Genomic DNA, 15998 nt, shown 5'->3' with positions numbered 1-15998 from the left:
TAGGGCCGGCCGGACGGTAGGGCCGGTCGGCCCTACCGGCTCACCGGGCTCACCGCGACGATGGAGGGATGCTCCAGAACGATGCCTTTCGCGTGCTCGACCGGCAGGAATGCCTTCGCCTGCTGGCCAAGGTGCCGGTCGGCCGTGTGATCTACACCCGGCAGGCCCTGCCCGCGGTCCTGCCCGTCAACTTCTCCCTGGACACGGACGCCTCCGTGCTTCTGGCCACCTCCCCGGGCTCGGACCTCGTACGCGCCGTCGACGGCACCGTGGTCGCCTTCGAGGCGGACGAGTTCCACGCGGAGACCCGCTCCGGCTGGAGCGTGATCGTCACCGGACGGGCCGGCGTGGTGACCGACCCGGCCGAGCACGAACAGCTCGCACGGACCGGCCCGGCCTCGTGGATGCCGCTGCGGGAGACGGTGTTCGTGCGCATCGAGGCCGAGATGGTCACCGGACGCGAGCTCAGGGGAGCGACGGCCGGGCGGTGAGCCACGGTGTGCGGCCGACGCGGCTCGCCGCCCGGCCGTCAGCGGGCCTCCTGCCTCAGCCGGCCCTGGACCTGGGTGGCGATGACGGCGGCCTGGATGCGGCGTTCCACGCCGAGCTTGGCCAGCAGCCGGGAGATGTGGTTCTTGACCGTCTTCTCGGCCAGGTACAGCCGCCGGCCGATCTGGCGGTTGGTCAGTCCCTCACCGATCAGGGCCAGGATCTCGCGCTCCCGGTCGGTCAGCCCGGGCAGCGCGTCCGGCTCCTCCTCCTTCTGCTGTCCGCCGCGCAGCCGGGCCATCAGCCGGGTGGTGGCGCTCGGGTCGAGCAGCGACTGGCCGCGGGCCACCGTGCGTACGGCGGCCACCAGGTCGGAGCCGCGGATCTGCTTCAGCACGTATCCGGACGCGCCGGCCATGATCGAGTCGAGCAGGGCCTCCTCGTCGTCGAACGAGGTCAGCATCAGACAGGCCAGGCCGGGCATGGCCGAGCGCAGCTCGCGGCACACGCTCACCCCGTCCCCGTCCGGCAGCCGTACGTCCAGGACCGCGACCTGGGGGCGCAGGGCGGGGACGCGGACCAGGGCCTGCTCCGCGGTGGCGGCCTCGCCGACCACCGTGATGTCCGGTTCGTCGTTCAGCAGGTCGTGCACCCCCCGCCGGACCACCTCGTGGTCGTCCAGCAGGAAGACCCGGATCGGGCTGTCGGGTCCGGGCTGCTCGCCGTCCGCCATCGATCGCTCCTCGTTCCACGCTGTGTGATCGTCCACGCCGTCCGAAATCCCCCGGCCCTCACATCTTGCGCAGTCCAGGGCCGGGAGGCCAGGGCCGATCGGCCCCACTCGCGCGGGCGGCGGGCGTGGGAGCCGGCCGGGTGCGGGGACGGGACCGGCCGGCCCCCCGCTCCGGCCCGTCGGCGGCCGTCATCCGTCCGTGGCCGCCAGGCTCACCCCGTACAGGGAGCGTCCGCCGACGAGCTCGCGCCCGGTGACCAGCTCGGCCTCGACACGGACGAAGACCTCCCGCGCCGAGGGCACCCAGGAGACCGGTCCGGTGCGGGCCAGGCGGCGGTGTTCGGCGGGGTCGGTCACCGCCGTGGCCGGGCCCGTGACGACGACGCTCCAGCCGGACTGCCGGGCGGCGTCGACGTCGTCGGCCTCGAAGGCGACCACCGCGCCGTCGACCGCGCGGACCAGTTCCGAGCCGGCGGCGGTACGCAGCAGCACCGCGCCGTCGGTGTCCAGGCGGAAGTTGACGGGCAGCACGGCGGGCAGGGCCCGGCGTGTGAAGACGATGCGGCCGACGGGCACCCCGGCCATCAGACGCAGGCACTCCTGCCGCCCGAGTTCACGGAAACCGTCATTGGGGTACATCGCCAGCCCGTCCTTCGCCTGGTGCAGCGGTCCTGCGTCCTTCCACCTTGAGCCGGGCACGACCGGAAGATGAGGGCCGACGGTCCCGTTCCCTCCGGCGAACGGCCCGGCTGCCGCCGCGCCCGCTTCACGCTGTGCCGCGTCCGCCCTCCGGCGTGTCCCGTGTCCCGTCCGCGTTCTCCGGGCACCCTCGCCGCTCACGTCGCAGGAGTCACGAGGCTTTCGGCGGTGCGGTGTCCGGCGCGCGGACGGCCGTGACGAGGGCGTCCCCGATGGCCCGGGCCCCCGCGGCGTTGGGGTGCAGGGGTGCGGCCGGACGGGTGGGGATCAGGCCCTCGATGTAACGGTCGGCGGAGGCGGCGCAGATGTCGTGTCCGATGCCCGGGGTGTAGGTGTCGACGAAGGTCGCGCCGTGCTCTTCGGCCGTTCGCCTCAGCACGGCGCCGAGGTGGTTGACCACGCCCTGGAGGTAGTTGGCGTCCCGCTTCCAGAAGGGCTGGACGGGGTGGCAGCCGTCGGTGCGGAAGTAGTTGCCGTAGCCGACGACGAAGACCTCGGCGTTCGGCGCACGCCGGGCGATCTCGTCCAGGGCGGTGCCGAAGGCCGGTGCCCAGGCGTCGATGCGGGCCCTGACCTTGTCGGTACCGCCCGCGGTGTTCTCCTCCGCGCAGCTGGTGCCGTAGGGCTCGGGCAGGATGTTGACGCAGTCCAGCGCTTCGCCGAAGACGTCGGCGTCATTGCCGCCGATGGTGACACTGACGATGTCCGCGGCGGGCGAGAGCGCGTCGTACTGGGGGGCGGTGCCCGGGTACTGGGACGTGCTCAGGTGGTCGGTGGTGGCGGCGGAGCAGGTGACGTCGGTGAGTTGCGCGCCGAGGTCCCGGGCCGCGACGCGCGGATAGCCGGACAGGGACCGCAGGCACATCGGGTCGGCCGGATCGGGCGGCGGCACCAGCGGTGCGGCCGCGTAGGAATCGCCGAGCGCGACGTACTGCGGTGGTTCGGCCGCGGTCGACGCGGCCGTGACCGGTGCCGCGGCCGACAGGGCGCCGGTGGACAGCGCGGTGACCAGGACTATGGGCAGCGTCGTCTTCAAGGACGCCTCCGTCCGGCGGGTCGGGATGTGCGGGTCTGCCTCGCGATGAGCATGCCCGAACGGGCATGCCGCCGCACGGCGGGCCGCGGCTCAGTACTCCCGCTGGATGACGGCGTGCGGCACAACTCCCCGGTGCTTGCCGCCGCCGGTACGACTACCGGCGCGGTCCGGCGTGGTGGGCCGGGACTTCCCTGCCGGTGGGCACGGTGTGCGCGGGGCGCGGCCCCGTACGGAGTGGCGTGCGGGGCCGCGTCGTACGCCGCCCCGGCTCGCGGGGTGCGGGCGGCGGTCCCGCCCCGGCCGACGGCCCGCGCGTCGGACAGGGCCCGGCAGGGCATCTCGTCGGTCATGTCCAGCCCGTGTGCCCCGCCCGTCGGCCCGGCCCGGCGGGCGGGGAGCGGGACGTCGATGCCACCGCCGGAATCGCCGTGGGGGGGTGGGGGGGGCGGCGGGGAGGGAGGGAGAATAACCCGCGGGGGGGGGGGGGTGTGTGGGGGTGGGCGCGGTCGCCCCCCCCCTACTCGCGCTGCGCGCTCGACCCCCCCGCCCCGGCGGTCGAGCACCCCCCCACGGCTGCGGTTCCGGGAGTGTCGGCTTGACGGCTGATCGACGATCGTCATCCGTACTCCCGGCCGCATCGCGATCTTGAGGTCAGAGGCCGCGGTGCGCGAAGCGGAATGTCTTCGCCCGGAGGTCTCGCTGCAGGTGCGGGTGCCGGCCAGTCACAACCCGGCGCACTCTGTTTTCCGCCGGGGCACGCCCACGGATGTTCTCCCGCGTGACCTTCGCTGCCGCAAGGCCGATACTGCCGACAGCGGCACTCCACCCGAGTCCCGCCCAACCGCCCGACCGACCTGACGACCTGTCACCGAAGCCGGCGCCAAGTCGTCACCAGTACCGCCGCAGCCTGCTTCCGGCCGCTGCGGATTGTTAAGATCGAGAACTTCCCATACCTGACCTGACCAGCGAAAACACAGGTTGAAGACCCACCTGTTAGGCTCCCTAGGAGGTACCCATGAAGATGCTCATCAACGTCCCGGAGACCGTGGTCGCGGACGCGTTGCGGGGGATGGCGTCGGCCCATCCCGAGCTGGCGGTGGACGTGGAGAACCGGGTGATCGTGCGCAAGGACGCGCCCGTGGCCGGGAAGGTGGGCCTGGTGTCCGGCGGGGGGTCGGGGCACGAACCGCTGCACGGCGGGTTCGTGGGGCCGGGGATGCTGTCGGCGGCCTGCCCCGGTGAAGTGTTCACCTCCCCGGTGCCCGACCAGATGGTGCGGGCCGCGGCGGCCGTGGACAGCGGGGCCGGGGTGCTGTTCATCGTGAAGAACTACACCGGTGACGTGCTCAACTTCGACATGGCCGCCGAGTTGGCCGAGGACGAGGGCATCCAGGTCGCGAAGGTGCTGGTCAACGATGATGTGGCGGTGACCGACAGCCTGTACACGGCCGGTCGGCGGGGCACGGGCGCGACCCTGTTCGTGGAGAAGATCGCGGGCGCGGCGGCGGACGAGGGGCAGCCGCTGGAGCGGGTGGAGGCCGTCGCCCGGCAGGTGAACGAGAACTCCCGCAGCTTCGGCGTGGCGCTGAGCGCCTGCACCACGCCGGCCAAGGGCTCCCCCACCTTCGATCTGCCCTCCGGTGAGCTGGAGTTGGGCATCGGCATCCACGGTGAGCCGGGCCGGGAGCGGCGGCCGATGATGACGTCCGGCGAGATCGCCGAGGTCGCCCTCGACGCGATCCTGGAGGACCTCACGCCGCGCAACCCCGTCCTGGTCCTGGTCAACGGGATGGGCGCCACCCCACTGCTGGAGCTGTACGGGTTCAACGCCGAGGTGCAGCGGGTGCTCGGCGAACGCGGGGTCCCCGTGGCCCGCGTCCTGGTCGGCAACTACGTCACCTCCCTCGACATGGCGGGCGCCTCGGTCACCCTGTGCCGGATCGACGAGGAGCTGCTGCGGCTGTGGGACGCGCCGGTGCGGACTCCGGGGCTGCGCTGGGGCATGTGAGGGACGCCGGTGCCATGAGTTCAGGAGTACCTACCACGCAAGGAGTTCCCGTGTTCGACGCCGACTTCTTCCGCCGTTGGATGACGGCCACCGCCGCGTCCGTGGAGCGTGAGGCGGAGCGGCTCACCGCGCTCGACTCGCCGATCGGGGACGCCGATCACGGCAGCAATCTCCAGCGCGGATTCCGGGCGGTGAAGGACGCGCTGGACAAGGAGCCGCCCGCCACGCCCGGGGCGGTGCTGATCCAGGCCGGGCGGTTGCTCATCTCGACGGTGGGCGGCGCGTCCGGTCCGCTGTACGGGACGCTGCTGCGCCGCACCGGCAAGGCGCTCGGTGACGCCGCCGAGGTGGACGGGCGGCAGCTGGCCGAGGCGCTGCGCGCCGGGGTGGACGCGGTGCGGCAGCTCGGTGGTGCCGCACCGGGCGACAAGACGATGATCGACGCGCTGGTGCCCGCGGTGGACGCCCTCGGCGACTCCTTCGACGCCGCGCGCGACGCCGCCGAGGCGGGTGCCGTGGCGACGACGCCGCTGCGGGCGCGCAAGGGCAGGGCCAGTTATCTGGGTGAGCGCAGTATCGGGCACCAGGATCCGGGGGCCACGTCGGCGGCACTGCTGATCGCCGGGCTCGTGACGGCCGAGGCGGATGCGGAGGCCGGCGGTGAGTGACGAGAAGTTGGTGGGGATCGTGCTGGTGTCGCACAGCGCGGCGGTGGCCGCGTCGGTGGCGGAGCTGGCTCAGGGGCTGGCGGGCGCCGGCGGGGCGGTTCCCGTCGCGCCGGCGGGCGGCACCGAGGGCGGTGGGCTCGGCACGAGCGCCGAACTGATCGCCGCGGCGGCCGCGTCCGTCGACCGCGGGGCGGGGGTGGCCGTGCTGACCGACCTGGGCAGCGCGGTGCTCACCGTGAAGGCGCTGCTCGCCGAGGGCGACGAACTTCCCGGGCGGACCAGGCTGGTGGACGCGCCGTTCGTGGAGGGCGCGGTGGCCGCGGTGGTCACGGCCTCCACGGGTGCGGACCTGGCGGCGGTGGAGGCGGCGGCCGTGGAGGCGTACACGTACCGGAAGGTGTGAGGAGGGCGGCGGCACCCGGCCGGTTCAGTCGCCGGCGTCCACGAAGCGCCGGGCCAGCCGCTCCCCTGCCGCCACCACGGCTGTGTGGTCCTCGATGGGGGTCACCCGGCTGTTCTTGAACACGATGTAGGTGACGCCTGAGGGTGTGCCGCCGCCACGTGGGTCGGGGTCGATGCCGAGCGACTCGGCTGCGGCGTAGGACGCCTCGCCGATGACGTCGGCGGGGCCGGTGTCGCCGACGACCGCGTACCGCACGCGGTCGCGGTACACCACCGCCACGACCGATCCGCCGTGCACGCCGTGGGACCGGTGGTTCCACACGGCGCTGGGCGCGGGCACCACCACATAGGGGGTCTCCTCGGAGCTCAGCGGACGGCCGTCGGACCGGGTGAAGGCCGTGGAGGCGGAGAAATACGGGTCGGTGCGGGCGTTGCAGCGGGGGCCGGGGCGGCCGTCGCAGTCGATGTCCATGTCGGCCTTCCAGAACACGGCGTCGCGGGTTCCGCACACCGGGACGGTGGCCTTGGCGCCGTGGTCCTCGCGGTAGCGGCCGTGGGAGACGGGGGCGCAGGTGCGCACCTCGGCCAGCAGGTCGGCGGCGGAGACCGGGGCCGTGTTCCGTACGACCGGCTCGGTGCGCACCTCGGCCGACGGGTCGGCGGCGGAGACCGGGGCCGTACGCCGTGCGGCCGACTCGGTGCGCACCTCGGCCGACGGGTCGGCGGCGGAGACCGGGGCCGTACGCCGTGCGGCCGACTCGGTGCGGGGCTGGGGTGCGGTGGTGGGGGGAGCCGAGGGGGCCAGCAGGGCGACACCGGCCATGGCCAGGGTGAGCGACTGGACACGGGACACGATCAAGGGGGCCTCTCGTCGGGGTCACGGGCGCACACTCACGGGCACTTTGCACCATTTCGCCCCGATATGACGGAGCGACAGTCCCGACAGGGCCGGACAGCGCACGATCGCATCAGCGACCGCGACAAGGGGCCGGGGCCCGAGTCCGGGTCGACCCGGGCCGTCCGGCCACCCGCGCCGGCGCGGGATCTGCGACGACAGCGGTCCGCGCCACGAACCCGAACTCCCCTGCATCGAGGGGCGGTTCGGCCCGTTCGGACTTCAGCATACGTAACGCGCTCCCACACTCCCTCACCCCCGCCCCCTTGATGTGGCCGCATCAGCCCGGCCATATTGGTACGGACCATTGTCCGAGCGTTCCCGTGTGCCGCCCCGGGAGGCAGAGTCGTGCGTGGCGTTTCCCCAGCCGTGTCCCCGTGTCGCCTTCTCGCGCTCGGCGGGGTCCTCCTGCTGCTCACCTCCTGCCGATGGGGAGGACCGGATGACGGCGGCGGCGGCGAACGGCCGCCCGGAGCGCCGACCGGTGTCACGGCCGAGGCGGGCAGCGCCACCAGCGTGCACGTCATGTGGAACGCGGTCGCCGCCGCCGACGCCGAGGTGAGCCACTACGAGGTATATCGAGGCACTACAAAGGTGAAAGAAGTGCCCGGTGCCGAGCACATGGTGGATGTCACCAGGCTCCGGCCCGCGACCACGTATGTGTTCACGGTGCGGGCCCGGGACGCGGACGGGCGGCTCGGGCCGCGCAGCCGGGAGATCCGGGCGACGACACCCGGGGCGGCCACGGCCGACGACACCGCTCCCACCCGTCCGGCGGAACTTCGCGGCCGGGCCGTCGGCAGCCGGGCGGCCCAGTTGTCGTGGTCCGCCTCGAAGGACGACCGGGGTGTGGTGTCGTACAACATCTACCAGGGCGGAACGAAGATCCACAGTGTGGGCGGGAACCAGACGGCCACCGTGGTGACGGGGCTGCGGCCGGGCACCCGCTACTCCTTCACGGTCCGGGCCCGGGACGCGGCCGACAACCTCTCCCCGGCCGGCGCCACCGTCCGCCTCACCACCGCGGGCAGCGCGGACGGCCGGGCCGGTGCTCCCACCGGTTTCCGGGCCACGAGTGAGCGGTCCGACGGCGCGTACCACCTCGTCCTCCACTGGGTGCCGCCGCGCGTCGACGGAGTGATCACCGAGTACGAGGTGCACCTGGACGGCCGTGTCGCCACCTCGCTCGTCCACGGCGGTGACGCACCGCGCGACCGGGCGACGTACCGCTTCTACGCCGGCCGGGAGGCCGGGGTCGCCCACCGGGTGCGGATCCGGGCGATGCTGCCGGACGGGACCTGGGGCGGCTTCTCGGCCGAGCGCACGGTGACGACGGGCGCCGGGCGCTGACCCGGCTCCCGGTGTCGGCCGCCCGGAGGAAGCCGTCACCTGCCCGGATGCCGCCGGAGTGCGCGCCGGTCCGGCGCCCCGTTGGCTTGCCTCGTGGCAGCACGGGCGCTCCCCGACCTCGGCGGCGCAAGGGATGTACCGCCGGCCGTGCCGCCGGAAAGCAGTCGACATGCGCAACTCGAAGCCACTGCTCCGCTCCGGCCCGGTCGCGGCTGCCGCCGCGCTCGCGCTGACCCTGGCCTGGCCGGCCGCCGCGGCCGGGATCTCCGTCAGTACCACCGGGTCGACGGTCTCGGTGAGCACCGGCGCGTGCACCCAGGTCAACGGCCACTGGGGCACCGCCTCGCTGCTCAGCAGCGGTCAGACGAGCTTCTCGCAGGGCCGTCAGGTGGCGCTGTCGGGGAGCGGTTCGGGACAGTCCGCCGCCTGGTCCAACGTCGGTCCGGGCACATACACGGTGATCGTGATGTGCTCGAACGGCAACACCGCGGGCACGCAGTCCGTCGTCGTCTCCACCGCTCCCAGCCCGTCGGTCTCGCCGACCGCCTCGCCGTCCCGCGGGGTGATGGGCGGCATCGGCGGCGGATCGACGGACTACGGCACGCTCACGCTGGTGGCGGGCGGCGCACTGGTCGGCACGGGGATCGCCGCCACGGCCTGGTACCTGCGCCGCCGCAGCACACCGCGCCACCTCTAGACCCGGCGCCGGCCGCCGTCACGTCCGACGCGCTCCGGGCGGGCGGCCGGCGTCGACCCGTCGCGGTGTCATGCCTCCCGCGCGCCCGGGCTCCCCGGTCCGCCGGCATCCGGCAGCCGGGCGAACTCCGCCAGCGCGTGGTCGAGCCACCGGGTCCAGAAGGTCTCCAGGTCGATGCCGGCCCGCAGCACCAGGTGCCGCAGCCGGTCCTCCGGTCCGTCCTTGCCGGGCGGGAAGTCGCGCTGCTCGATCTCCCGGTACTCCGCCAACTGGCGCTCGTGCAACTCCCGGTGGCGCCGCAGATCGGCCGCCAGGCCCTCTGTGCCCACCACGGCCGCCGCCCTCAGCCGCAGCAGCATCGCGTCGCGGTGCGGCTTGGGGTCCTGGGAGGCGGAGGTCCAGCGGGCCAGTTCCGCGCGCCCCGCCGGCAGGACCTCGTACGCCTTCTTCTGCCCCCGGGCCGGCTGCTCGGCGGGAAGGGCCCGGATCAGGCCCTCGGCCTCCAGTCTCCCCAGCTCGCGGTAGATCTGCTGGTGCGTCGCGGACCAGAAGTAGCCGATCGACCGGTCGAACCGGCGGGTCAGCTCCAGCCCCGACGACGGCTTCTCGAGCAGGGCGGTGAGGATCGCGTGCGGGAGTGACATGGGCTCATCCTAGGGACGGGCCGCGCCCGGCCTACAGCGCCGCCGCCAGCTCGGTGCCCTGCTTGATGGCGCGCTTGGCGTCCAGCTCGGCGGCCACGTCGGCGCCGCCGATCAGGTGGACGGGCCGTCCGGCGGCGACCAGTTCCTCGTAGAGGTCGCGGCGCGGCTCCTGACCGGTGCACAGGACGACGGTGTCGACCTCCAGGACGGTGCTCTCGCCGTCGATGGTGACGTGCAGTCCGGCGTCGTCGATCCGGTCGTAGCGCACGCCCGGGACCATGGTGACGCCGCGGTGCTTGAGTTCGGTGCGGTGGATCCAGCCGGTGGTCTTGCCGAGACCGGCGCCGACCTTGGACGTCTTGCGCTGCAGCAGGTGGACGGTGCGCGGCGGGGCGGGCCGCTCGGGTGCGGCGAGGCCGCCGGGGGCGCGGTAGTCGAGGTCGACGCCCCACTGGCGGAAGTACGCCTCGGGGTTCTCGTGCGCCTTGTCGCCGCCGTCGGTGAGGAACTCGGCGACGTCGAAGCCGATGCCGCCCGCGCCGAGGACCGCGACCCGGTCGCCGACGGGGGCGCCGTCGCGCAGGACGTCGAGGTAGCCGAGGACGCTTCTGTGGTCGATGCCGGGGATGTCGGGGACGCGCGGGGTGACGCCGGTGGCGACGACGACCTCGTCGTGGCCGGCCACGACGTCGGCGGTGACGCGCGTGTCCAGGCGTACGTCGACGGCCAGTTCGGCGAGCCGGGTGCGGAAGTAGCGCAGGGTCTCCTCGAACTCCTGCTTGCCGGGGACCTTGCGGGCCACGTTGAGCTGGCCGCCGATCTCGCTCGCGGCGTCGAACAGGGTGACATCGTGGCCGCGTTCGGCGGCGCTCACCGCGCAGGCGAGGCCGGCCGGTCCCGCGCCGACGACGGCGACGCGCTTGCGGCGGCGGGTCGGGGACAGCACGAGTTCGGTCTCGTGGCAGGCGCGCGGGTTGACCAGGCAGGAGGTGATCTGCCCGCTGAAGGTGTGGTCGAGGCAGGCCTGGTTGCAGCCGATGCAGGTGTTGATCGCCTCCGAGCGGCCGGCCGCGGCCTTGGCGACGAAGTCGGGGTCGGCGAGCATCGGACGGGCCATCGACACCATGTCCGCGCAGCCCTCGGCGAGCAACTGCTCGGCGAGTTCGGGGGTGTTGATGCGGTTGGTGGTGACCAGTGGCACCGACACCTCGCCCATGAGGCGCTTGGTGACCCAGGTGTAGGCGCCGCGCGGGACCGAGGTGGCGATGGTGGGGATGCGGGCCTCGTGCCAGCCGATGCCGGTGTTGATGATCGTGGCGCCGGCCTCCTCGACGGCCTTGGCCAGGGTGATCACCTCGTCCAGGGTGGAGCCGCCGGGCACGAGGTCGAGCATGGAGAGCCGGTAGACGACGATGAAGTCCTCGCCGACCGCCTCGCGCACCCGGCGGACGATCTCGACGGGGAAGCGCATGCGGTTCTCGTAGGAGCCGCCCCAGCGGTCGGTGCGGTGGTTGGTCTGCGCGGCGATGAACTCGTTGATCAGGTATCCCTCGGAGCCCATGATCTCGACGCCGTCGTAGCCGGCCCGCCGGGCGAGGCGGGCGGCGCGGACGTAGTCGTCGACGGTGCGTTCGACCTCGGCGTCGGTCAGCTCGCGGGGCGGGAAGGGGCTGATCGGCGCCTGCACGGGGCTGGGGGCGACCAGGTCCCGGTGGTAGGCGTACCGGCCGAAGTGCAGGATCTGCATCGCGATGCGCCCGCCCTCGCGGTGCACCGCGTCGGTGACGGTCCGGTGCTGGCCGGCCTCGGCCTCGGTGGTGAGCTTCGCGCCGCCCTCGTAGGGCCGCCCCTCGTCGTTGGGGGCGATACCGCCGGTGACGATGAGGCCGACCCCGCCGCGGGCGCGGGCGGCGTAGAACTCGGCCATGCGGGAGAAGCCGCCCTCGGCCTCCTCCAGGCCCACGTGCATGGAGCCCATGAGGACCCGGTTGGGCAGGGTGGTGAAGCCCAGGTCGAGGGGGGTCAGCAGGTGGGGGTAACGGCTCATCGGGCCCTCCGTGCGCGGTGTCGTGCCTGTAGTTGTAAGGCACGCGCACCGCCTTATGCAACTAGTTGCATAAGAGACGGAGGGCACACGGGGCCGGGAGCGTCACCGGCTTTCGAGGCGTACGTGCAGCTCCTCCTCCTGGTCGCCGGGGACCGTGCTCAGGTCGTGCACCGTGAACAGGGAGCCCAAGGTGGTGCGGAACCGGTCGATCGCCCAGTAGCCGCCGTGCGCGTCGGCGTCGACCGACGCGGCCAGCCGGGCCCCGGGCCGGGCGCCCTCGTGCGCGTCGGCGACGTCGAAGGTGCCGAGCCACACCGTCGGGCGGGTCTCGGAGAACTCCTCCGGCACGTCGTCGGAGCACCGGTCGGACGTGAAGCACGCGCACAGCGCGTCGAACACGATCCGGGCGTCGTCCTTGCTGCATCCGCTGATCTCGACCGAGACGGATTCCGGGTGCGGTCGCTCGCTGCTCATCGTGATCGCTCCTCTCGTGGCCCACGACGTCCCCGCCCGCTCACTCAGCAAAGCACCACCCGGCGAAGAGCACTACCCGCGCCGCTGCCGCGGTGACGGCTGCGCGGGGCGCCCGCCCCGATGGTGGGAGAAGCTGGAACCGAACGGCGGGAGCGGCGGAAAATCGGCCCCGCACGCGGTAGAACAAGGGGTGTCGGCACGGTGACGACATGTCGTGGGAATCGGTGAAGGCGGGGCGTGCGATGAGTACAGCGGGGTCACCCCCGGCCGACGGCGACGGGCCCGAGCGCGGGCCGGTACGTCCCAGCGGGCTGCTCGATGTGCTGCGGGTGGCCTCGGTGGTCCTGGACGCCGAGGGGCGGATCGTGCTGTGGAGCCCCCAGGCCGAGGAGCTGTTCGGGTACGGCGCGCGGGAGGCCCTGGGCCAGTACGCCGCCCGGATCATGGTGCACGAGCAGCATCTGGACCTCGTGGTGCAACTCTTCGCCGACGTCATGCGCACCGGACGGAGCTGGGCCGGGGCCTTCCCCATCCGGCGCAAGGACGGCGACACCCGGTTGGTGGAGTTCCGCAACATGCGACTGCTGGACGTCCGCGGGAACGTGTACGCCCTCGGTCTGGCGGTGGACCGGTCGACCGCGCGCCGGCTGGAGCAGGACGTGGCCCTGTCCACCCGGATCGTCGCCCAGTCCCCCATCGGGCTGGCCGTGCTGGACACCGATCTGCGCTACGTCTCGGTGAATCCGGCACTGGAGCAGATCAACGGCATGCCGGCCGAGGAGCATCTGGGCCGCACGGTCCAAGAGGTGCTGCCGCTGGTGAAGGCCGAGGCGCTCGAGACCGCCGCGCGCCGGGTCCTGGACACCGGCCGGCCCGTCGTCGACCGGTCCACGACCGGCCGTACCCCGGCCGATCCGGACGAGGACCACACCTGGTCGGTCTCGCTGTACCGTCTGGAGAACGCGCTCGGCACGGTGCTGGGGGTGGTCGTGTCGGTGGTGGACGTCACCGAGCAGTACCGGGCGAACGCCGAGGCCGAGACGGCCCGCCGCCGGCTCGCCGTGATCGCCGACGCCACCGCCCGGATCGGCACCACCCTGGACCTGGACCGCACGGCCGGCGAGCTGGCCGACGTGGCCGTGCCGGAGCTGGCCGACGCGGCGGCGGTGGATCTGCTGGACGCGGTGGTGCGGGGCCACCGCAGCACCCTCGGCCCCGCCGAGCCGGCGGTGATCCGGGCGCTGGCGGTGCGCGCGGTGGACGCGGCGGCCGAGGTACGGACGGCGGCCGACCCGCCGGGCCGGGTGACCCGGTACGCGCCGGACCGGCTGATCACCGAGTGCGTGCGCACCGGGCTGCCGGTGATGGTGCCGCAGGTGAAGGACGAGGACCTGGCGCGGATCGCCCGTTCCCCGGAGGCGGCCGCGCAGCTGGCGCGGGCGGGAGTCCACTCGTATCTGGCCGTGCCGCTGATCGCGCGCGGGGAGGTGCTGGGCGCCCTCGACCTCACCCGCACGCGCAACCCCCTCCCGTTCGACGAGGACGATCTGCTGCTCGCGCGGGAGCTGGCCTCCCGCGCGGCCGTGCAGATCGACAACGCCCGCTGGTACCAGAACGCCCGCGACACCGCCCTCACCCTGCAGCGCAGTCTGCTGCCGAGCCATCCGCCCGTGACGGGCGGCCTCGAGGTCGCCTCCCGCTACCAGCCGGCGGGCGCCACCAGCGAGGTCGGCGGCGACTGGTTCGACGTGATCCCGCTGGAGGACGGCAAGACGGCCCTCGTCGTGGGGGACGTGATGGGCAGCGGCATCTCCGCGGCGGCCGCCATGGGCCGGCTGCGCACGGCGACCCACACCCTCGCCTCCCTCGGCCTCGATCCGGCCGTCCTCCTGGAGCACCTGGACCGGATCACCGGCGGCCTGGACCAGGCGATCGCCACCTGCGTCTACGTCGTCCACGATCCCCGCGAGCGGCGGTGCACGCTCGCCAACGCCGGGCATCTGCCGCCGGCCCGGGTACGGACGGGCCACGCCCCCGAACTGCTCGACCTGCCCACCGGGGTGCCGCTGGGGGTGGGCGGGGTCGCCTTCTCCACGACCACCGTCGAGCTGGAACCGGGCGACCTGCTGGTGCTCTACACCGACGGTCTCGTCGAGACGCGCCGGGATCCGCTGGACGAGCGCCTGCACCGGCTGCTGGCCCTGCTGGAGCACCCCGGCGACTCCCTGGAGGAGGTCTGCGACCTGCTCCTGCGCACGCTGCACGAACCCGACAACGTCGACGACGTGGCCCTGCTCATCGCCCGCGCGACGGCACCGGCCCCCTGAGCGGTCCTACGGCCTCACACCGATCACGACATGGGCGTACCGCTCGTCGGAGGCGGCCAGACGGGTCCGCAGGCCGGCTGCGGTGAAGGCACCGACGGCGGCGGGGGCCTGCCGGCTGCTGGTCTCCACCAGCAGGCAGCCGCCCGGCGCCAGCCACCCGGGCGCCCCGGCGGCGACCCTGCGCAGCACGTCGAGGCCGTCCGCGCCACCGTCGAGCGCGACCAGCGGCTCGTGGTCGCGGGCCTCCGGGGGCAGCAGGCCGATCTCGTCACTGGGCACGTACGGCACATTGGCCGCGAGGATGCCGACGCGGCCCCGCAGCTCGCCGGGGAGCGCCGCGAACAGGTCACCGGTGTGGACACGCCCGCCGAACCGGGCGACATTGCGGCGGGCGCAGCGCACGGCGGCCGGATCGATGTCGGCGGCGTGCAGTTCGACCGCGCCGAGTCCGGCGGCCAGGGCCGCGCCGACGGCACCGGAGCCGCAGCACAGGTCCACGACGACGGACGCGTCCGGCGCCTGGGCGAGGGCCTGTTCGACGAGGAACTCGGTGCGGCGGCGGGGCACGAAGACACCGGGTTCCACGGTGATGCGCCGGCCGTGGAACTCGGCCCAGCCGACGACGAGTTCGAGGGGCAGCCCGGCTGCCCGGCGCTCGACCATCGGGGCGATGTCCTGGGGGGTGGGCGCGGCCGCGAGGATCAACTCGGCCTCGTCCTCGGCGAAGACGCAGCCGGCGGCGCGGAGCGCGGCCACGACGGCGTCACGGGACGGGAACGGCGGGACGGCGGAGGAAGAGGGTGACGGGGACGGCATGTGCGGCAAGAGCCTGGAGCCTTTCGGGAGCCGAAGGGCGCTCTCGCGGTCACCTACTGCCGGTGCTCCGCGTCGCTTCGAGGTGAGAGCACCCGACCTGACACAGCGGTAATGGGTCTCACCTCCTCGGCGGCCTACGGCTGGGGCGGTCCGCAGCCGGACGGCCACAGTACCCGACGATCACTGCCGCTGTACGGTGCTTTCGGGTCCCGGACCGTGGAGGGAGGCGTGCGCGGGTGGACGCGTCCGAGGCCGTGGAGACCGGCCGGAACGAGATGACGGTCCTCGCCCGCCGTGCCCGCGCGTCGGCCGGGCGTACGCGCCCCGAGCCGGCGTCGGTCTCGTACGACGCTGCTCGGGCAGATGCCGGTGTCGTACGACGCTGCTCGGGCAGAAGGAGACGGGCGGCGGCTGCCGGGCCACCGGCCTGGCGGCCCACTGCGCGTCCGGCAAGCCGACGGTGAGCCGCCGGGTGGCCGCGCCTGAGCGGTCCGGTCCGGTCGGGCGGCGCCCGGATCCGGAGGACCACCGGGTGCGGGTGGTGCGGCTGACGGCGGCCGGCCGGTGCGGCCCGGCCCGGGCGACCGGGAGCCGCCGCGCGGCCTCCGGAGAACGCCTCGCGGACCGGCCGGAGGAGGACCTGCGCCGGTTCGCCGGGTATCCGGAGCGCTGCGACGCGTGGTCCGGCGCCAGGCCGGTCACGGCCCGCGGGC

15 protein-coding genes and 1 pseudogene are annotated in these 15998 nt (G+C 73.7%); 8 read left to right on the top strand and 8 right to left on the bottom strand.

What is annotated here, in order from left to right; translation table 11 throughout:
- The first annotated feature begins 68 nt into the window (after nucleotides 1-68).
- Complete coding sequence (locus tag ACFXAE_RS15695) at nucleotides 69-491, top strand: pyridoxamine 5'-phosphate oxidase family protein (protein ID WP_384713965.1); 423 nt, start codon at nucleotides 69-71, stop codon at nucleotides 489-491.
- A gap of 38 nt (nucleotides 492-529) precedes the next feature.
- On the opposite strand, the gene ACFXAE_RS15690 is transcribed toward ACFXAE_RS15695, so the two are convergent.
- The 3 genes from ACFXAE_RS15690 to ACFXAE_RS15680 all read right to left on the bottom strand — a co-directional run bounded on the left by ACFXAE_RS15690 (nucleotide 530) and on the right by ACFXAE_RS15680 (nucleotide 2957).
- Complete coding sequence (locus ACFXAE_RS15690) at nucleotides 530-1222, bottom strand: response regulator (protein ID WP_384714258.1); 693 nt, start codon at nucleotides 1220-1222, stop codon at nucleotides 530-532.
- Nucleotides 1223-1411: 189 nt separating this feature from the next.
- A complete protein-coding gene (locus tag ACFXAE_RS15685) occupies nucleotides 1412-1861 on the bottom strand; it encodes a pyridoxamine 5'-phosphate oxidase family protein (protein WP_384714255.1) in 450 nt (149 codons plus the stop codon).
- 211 nt (nucleotides 1862-2072) lie between these two features.
- Nucleotides 2073-2957, bottom strand: a complete 885-nt coding sequence (locus ACFXAE_RS15680) for an SGNH/GDSL hydrolase family protein (protein ID WP_384713962.1) — start codon at nucleotides 2955-2957, stop codon at nucleotides 2073-2075.
- Between the two features lie 1015 nt (nucleotides 2958-3972).
- Here ACFXAE_RS15680 and dhaK point away from each other — a divergent pair.
- Genes dhaK through ACFXAE_RS15665 form a run of 3 tightly spaced genes read left to right on the top strand, consistent with a single transcriptional unit; the run spans nucleotide 3973 to nucleotide 6036 of the window.
- A complete protein-coding gene (gene dhaK, locus ACFXAE_RS15675) occupies nucleotides 3973-4965 on the top strand; it encodes a dihydroxyacetone kinase subunit DhaK (RefSeq protein WP_384713959.1) in 993 nt (330 codons plus the stop codon).
- 50 nt (nucleotides 4966-5015) lie between these two features.
- On the top strand, nucleotides 5016-5633 hold the full coding sequence (dhaL, locus tag ACFXAE_RS15670; RefSeq protein ID WP_384713956.1) for a dihydroxyacetone kinase subunit DhaL: 618 nt from the start codon (nucleotides 5016-5018) through the stop codon (nucleotides 5631-5633).
- On the top strand, nucleotides 5626-6036 hold the full coding sequence (locus tag ACFXAE_RS15665; protein ID WP_384713953.1) for a PTS-dependent dihydroxyacetone kinase phosphotransferase subunit DhaM: 411 nt from the start codon (nucleotides 5626-5628) through the stop codon (nucleotides 6034-6036). Before dhaL ends, ACFXAE_RS15665 begins: the two co-directional genes overlap by 8 nt.
- A 24-nt stretch (nucleotides 6037-6060) precedes the next feature.
- On the opposite strand, the gene ACFXAE_RS15660 is transcribed toward ACFXAE_RS15665, so the two are convergent.
- Nucleotides 6061-6888: a glycoside hydrolase family 75 protein gene (locus ACFXAE_RS15660; RefSeq protein ID WP_384714252.1), complete on the bottom strand. Its 828-nt coding sequence runs from the start codon at nucleotides 6886-6888 to the stop codon at nucleotides 6061-6063.
- A 411-nt stretch (nucleotides 6889-7299) separates the two neighbouring features.
- Here ACFXAE_RS15660 and ACFXAE_RS15655 point away from each other — a divergent pair, with 411 nt between their 5' ends.
- Nucleotides 7300-8280, top strand: coding sequence for a fibronectin type III domain-containing protein (locus tag ACFXAE_RS15655; protein WP_384713950.1), 981 nt, complete (start codon nucleotides 7300-7302; stop codon nucleotides 8278-8280).
- A 169-nt stretch (nucleotides 8281-8449) separates the two neighbouring features.
- Complete coding sequence (locus tag ACFXAE_RS15650; RefSeq protein ID WP_384713947.1) at nucleotides 8450-8977, top strand: hypothetical protein; 528 nt, start codon at nucleotides 8450-8452, stop codon at nucleotides 8975-8977.
- A gap of 68 nt (nucleotides 8978-9045) precedes the next feature.
- Here the strand turns inward: ACFXAE_RS15650 and ACFXAE_RS15645 are convergent, their stop codons facing one another.
- From ACFXAE_RS15645 to ACFXAE_RS15635, 3 genes are all read right to left on the bottom strand, one after another.
- Nucleotides 9046-9621, bottom strand: a complete 576-nt coding sequence (locus ACFXAE_RS15645) for a PadR family transcriptional regulator (protein ID WP_384713944.1) — start codon at nucleotides 9619-9621, stop codon at nucleotides 9046-9048.
- A gap of 31 nt (nucleotides 9622-9652) precedes the next feature.
- A complete protein-coding gene (locus ACFXAE_RS15640) occupies nucleotides 9653-11668 on the bottom strand; it encodes an FAD-dependent oxidoreductase (protein WP_384713942.1) in 2016 nt (671 codons plus the stop codon).
- A 102-nt stretch (nucleotides 11669-11770) separates the two neighbouring features.
- Complete coding sequence (locus ACFXAE_RS15635) at nucleotides 11771-12142, bottom strand: hypothetical protein (protein WP_384713939.1); 372 nt, start codon at nucleotides 12140-12142, stop codon at nucleotides 11771-11773.
- 242 nt (nucleotides 12143-12384) lie between these two features.
- On the opposite strand from ACFXAE_RS15635, the gene ACFXAE_RS15630 reads away from it, so the two are divergent.
- Complete coding sequence (locus tag ACFXAE_RS15630; RefSeq protein ID WP_384713936.1) at nucleotides 12385-14469, top strand: SpoIIE family protein phosphatase; 2085 nt, start codon at nucleotides 12385-12387, stop codon at nucleotides 14467-14469.
- Nucleotides 14470-14475: 6 nt separating this feature from the next.
- Here ACFXAE_RS15630 and ACFXAE_RS15625 read toward each other — a convergent pair whose 3' ends face one another.
- A complete protein-coding gene (locus ACFXAE_RS15625) occupies nucleotides 14476-15285 on the bottom strand; it encodes a putative protein N(5)-glutamine methyltransferase (RefSeq protein WP_384713933.1) in 810 nt (269 codons plus the stop codon).
- 275 nt (nucleotides 15286-15560) lie between these two features.
- On the opposite strand from ACFXAE_RS15625, the pseudogene ACFXAE_RS15620 reads away from it, so the two are divergent.
- A pseudogene (locus ACFXAE_RS15620) lies at nucleotides 15561-15998 on the top strand (MarR family winged helix-turn-helix transcriptional regulator); the annotation flags it as partial.

The organism is Streptomyces sp. NPDC059454 (assembly GCF_042749965.1).
Lineage (GTDB): Bacteria > Actinomycetota > Actinomycetes > Streptomycetales > Streptomycetaceae > Streptomyces.
This window is presented reverse-complemented; position numbering and strand designations above follow the sequence as displayed.

Excerpts from the sequence above, each read along its gene's own strand:
- ACFXAE_RS15695 (WP_384713965.1), top strand. The coding sequence starts at position 69 with ATGCTCCAGAACGATGCCTTTCGCGTGCTCGACCGGCAGGAATGCCTT.
- ACFXAE_RS15690 (WP_384714258.1), bottom strand. The coding sequence starts at position 1,222 with ATGGCGGACGGCGAGCAGCCCGGACCCGACAGCCCGATCCGGGTCTTC.
- ACFXAE_RS15685 (WP_384714255.1), bottom strand. The coding sequence starts at position 1,861 with ATGTACCCCAATGACGGTTTCCGTGAACTCGGGCGGCAGGAGTGCCTG.
- dhaK (WP_384713959.1), top strand. The coding sequence starts at position 3,973 with ATGAAGATGCTCATCAACGTCCCGGAGACCGTGGTCGCGGACGCGTTG.
- ACFXAE_RS15650 (WP_384713947.1), top strand. The coding sequence starts at position 8,450 with ATGCGCAACTCGAAGCCACTGCTCCGCTCCGGCCCGGTCGCGGCTGCC.
- ACFXAE_RS15645 (WP_384713944.1), bottom strand. The coding sequence starts at position 9,621 with ATGTCACTCCCGCACGCGATCCTCACCGCCCTGCTCGAGAAGCCGTCG.
- ACFXAE_RS15640 (WP_384713942.1), bottom strand. The coding sequence starts at position 11,668 with ATGAGCCGTTACCCCCACCTGCTGACCCCCCTCGACCTGGGCTTCACC.
- ACFXAE_RS15635 (WP_384713939.1), bottom strand. The coding sequence starts at position 12,142 with ATGAGCAGCGAGCGACCGCACCCGGAATCCGTCTCGGTCGAGATCAGC.
- ACFXAE_RS15630 (WP_384713936.1), top strand. The coding sequence starts at position 12,385 with ATGAGTACAGCGGGGTCACCCCCGGCCGACGGCGACGGGCCCGAGCGC.
- ACFXAE_RS15625 (WP_384713933.1), bottom strand. The coding sequence starts at position 15,285 with ATGCCGTCCCCGTCACCCTCTTCCTCCGCCGTCCCGCCGTTCCCGTCC.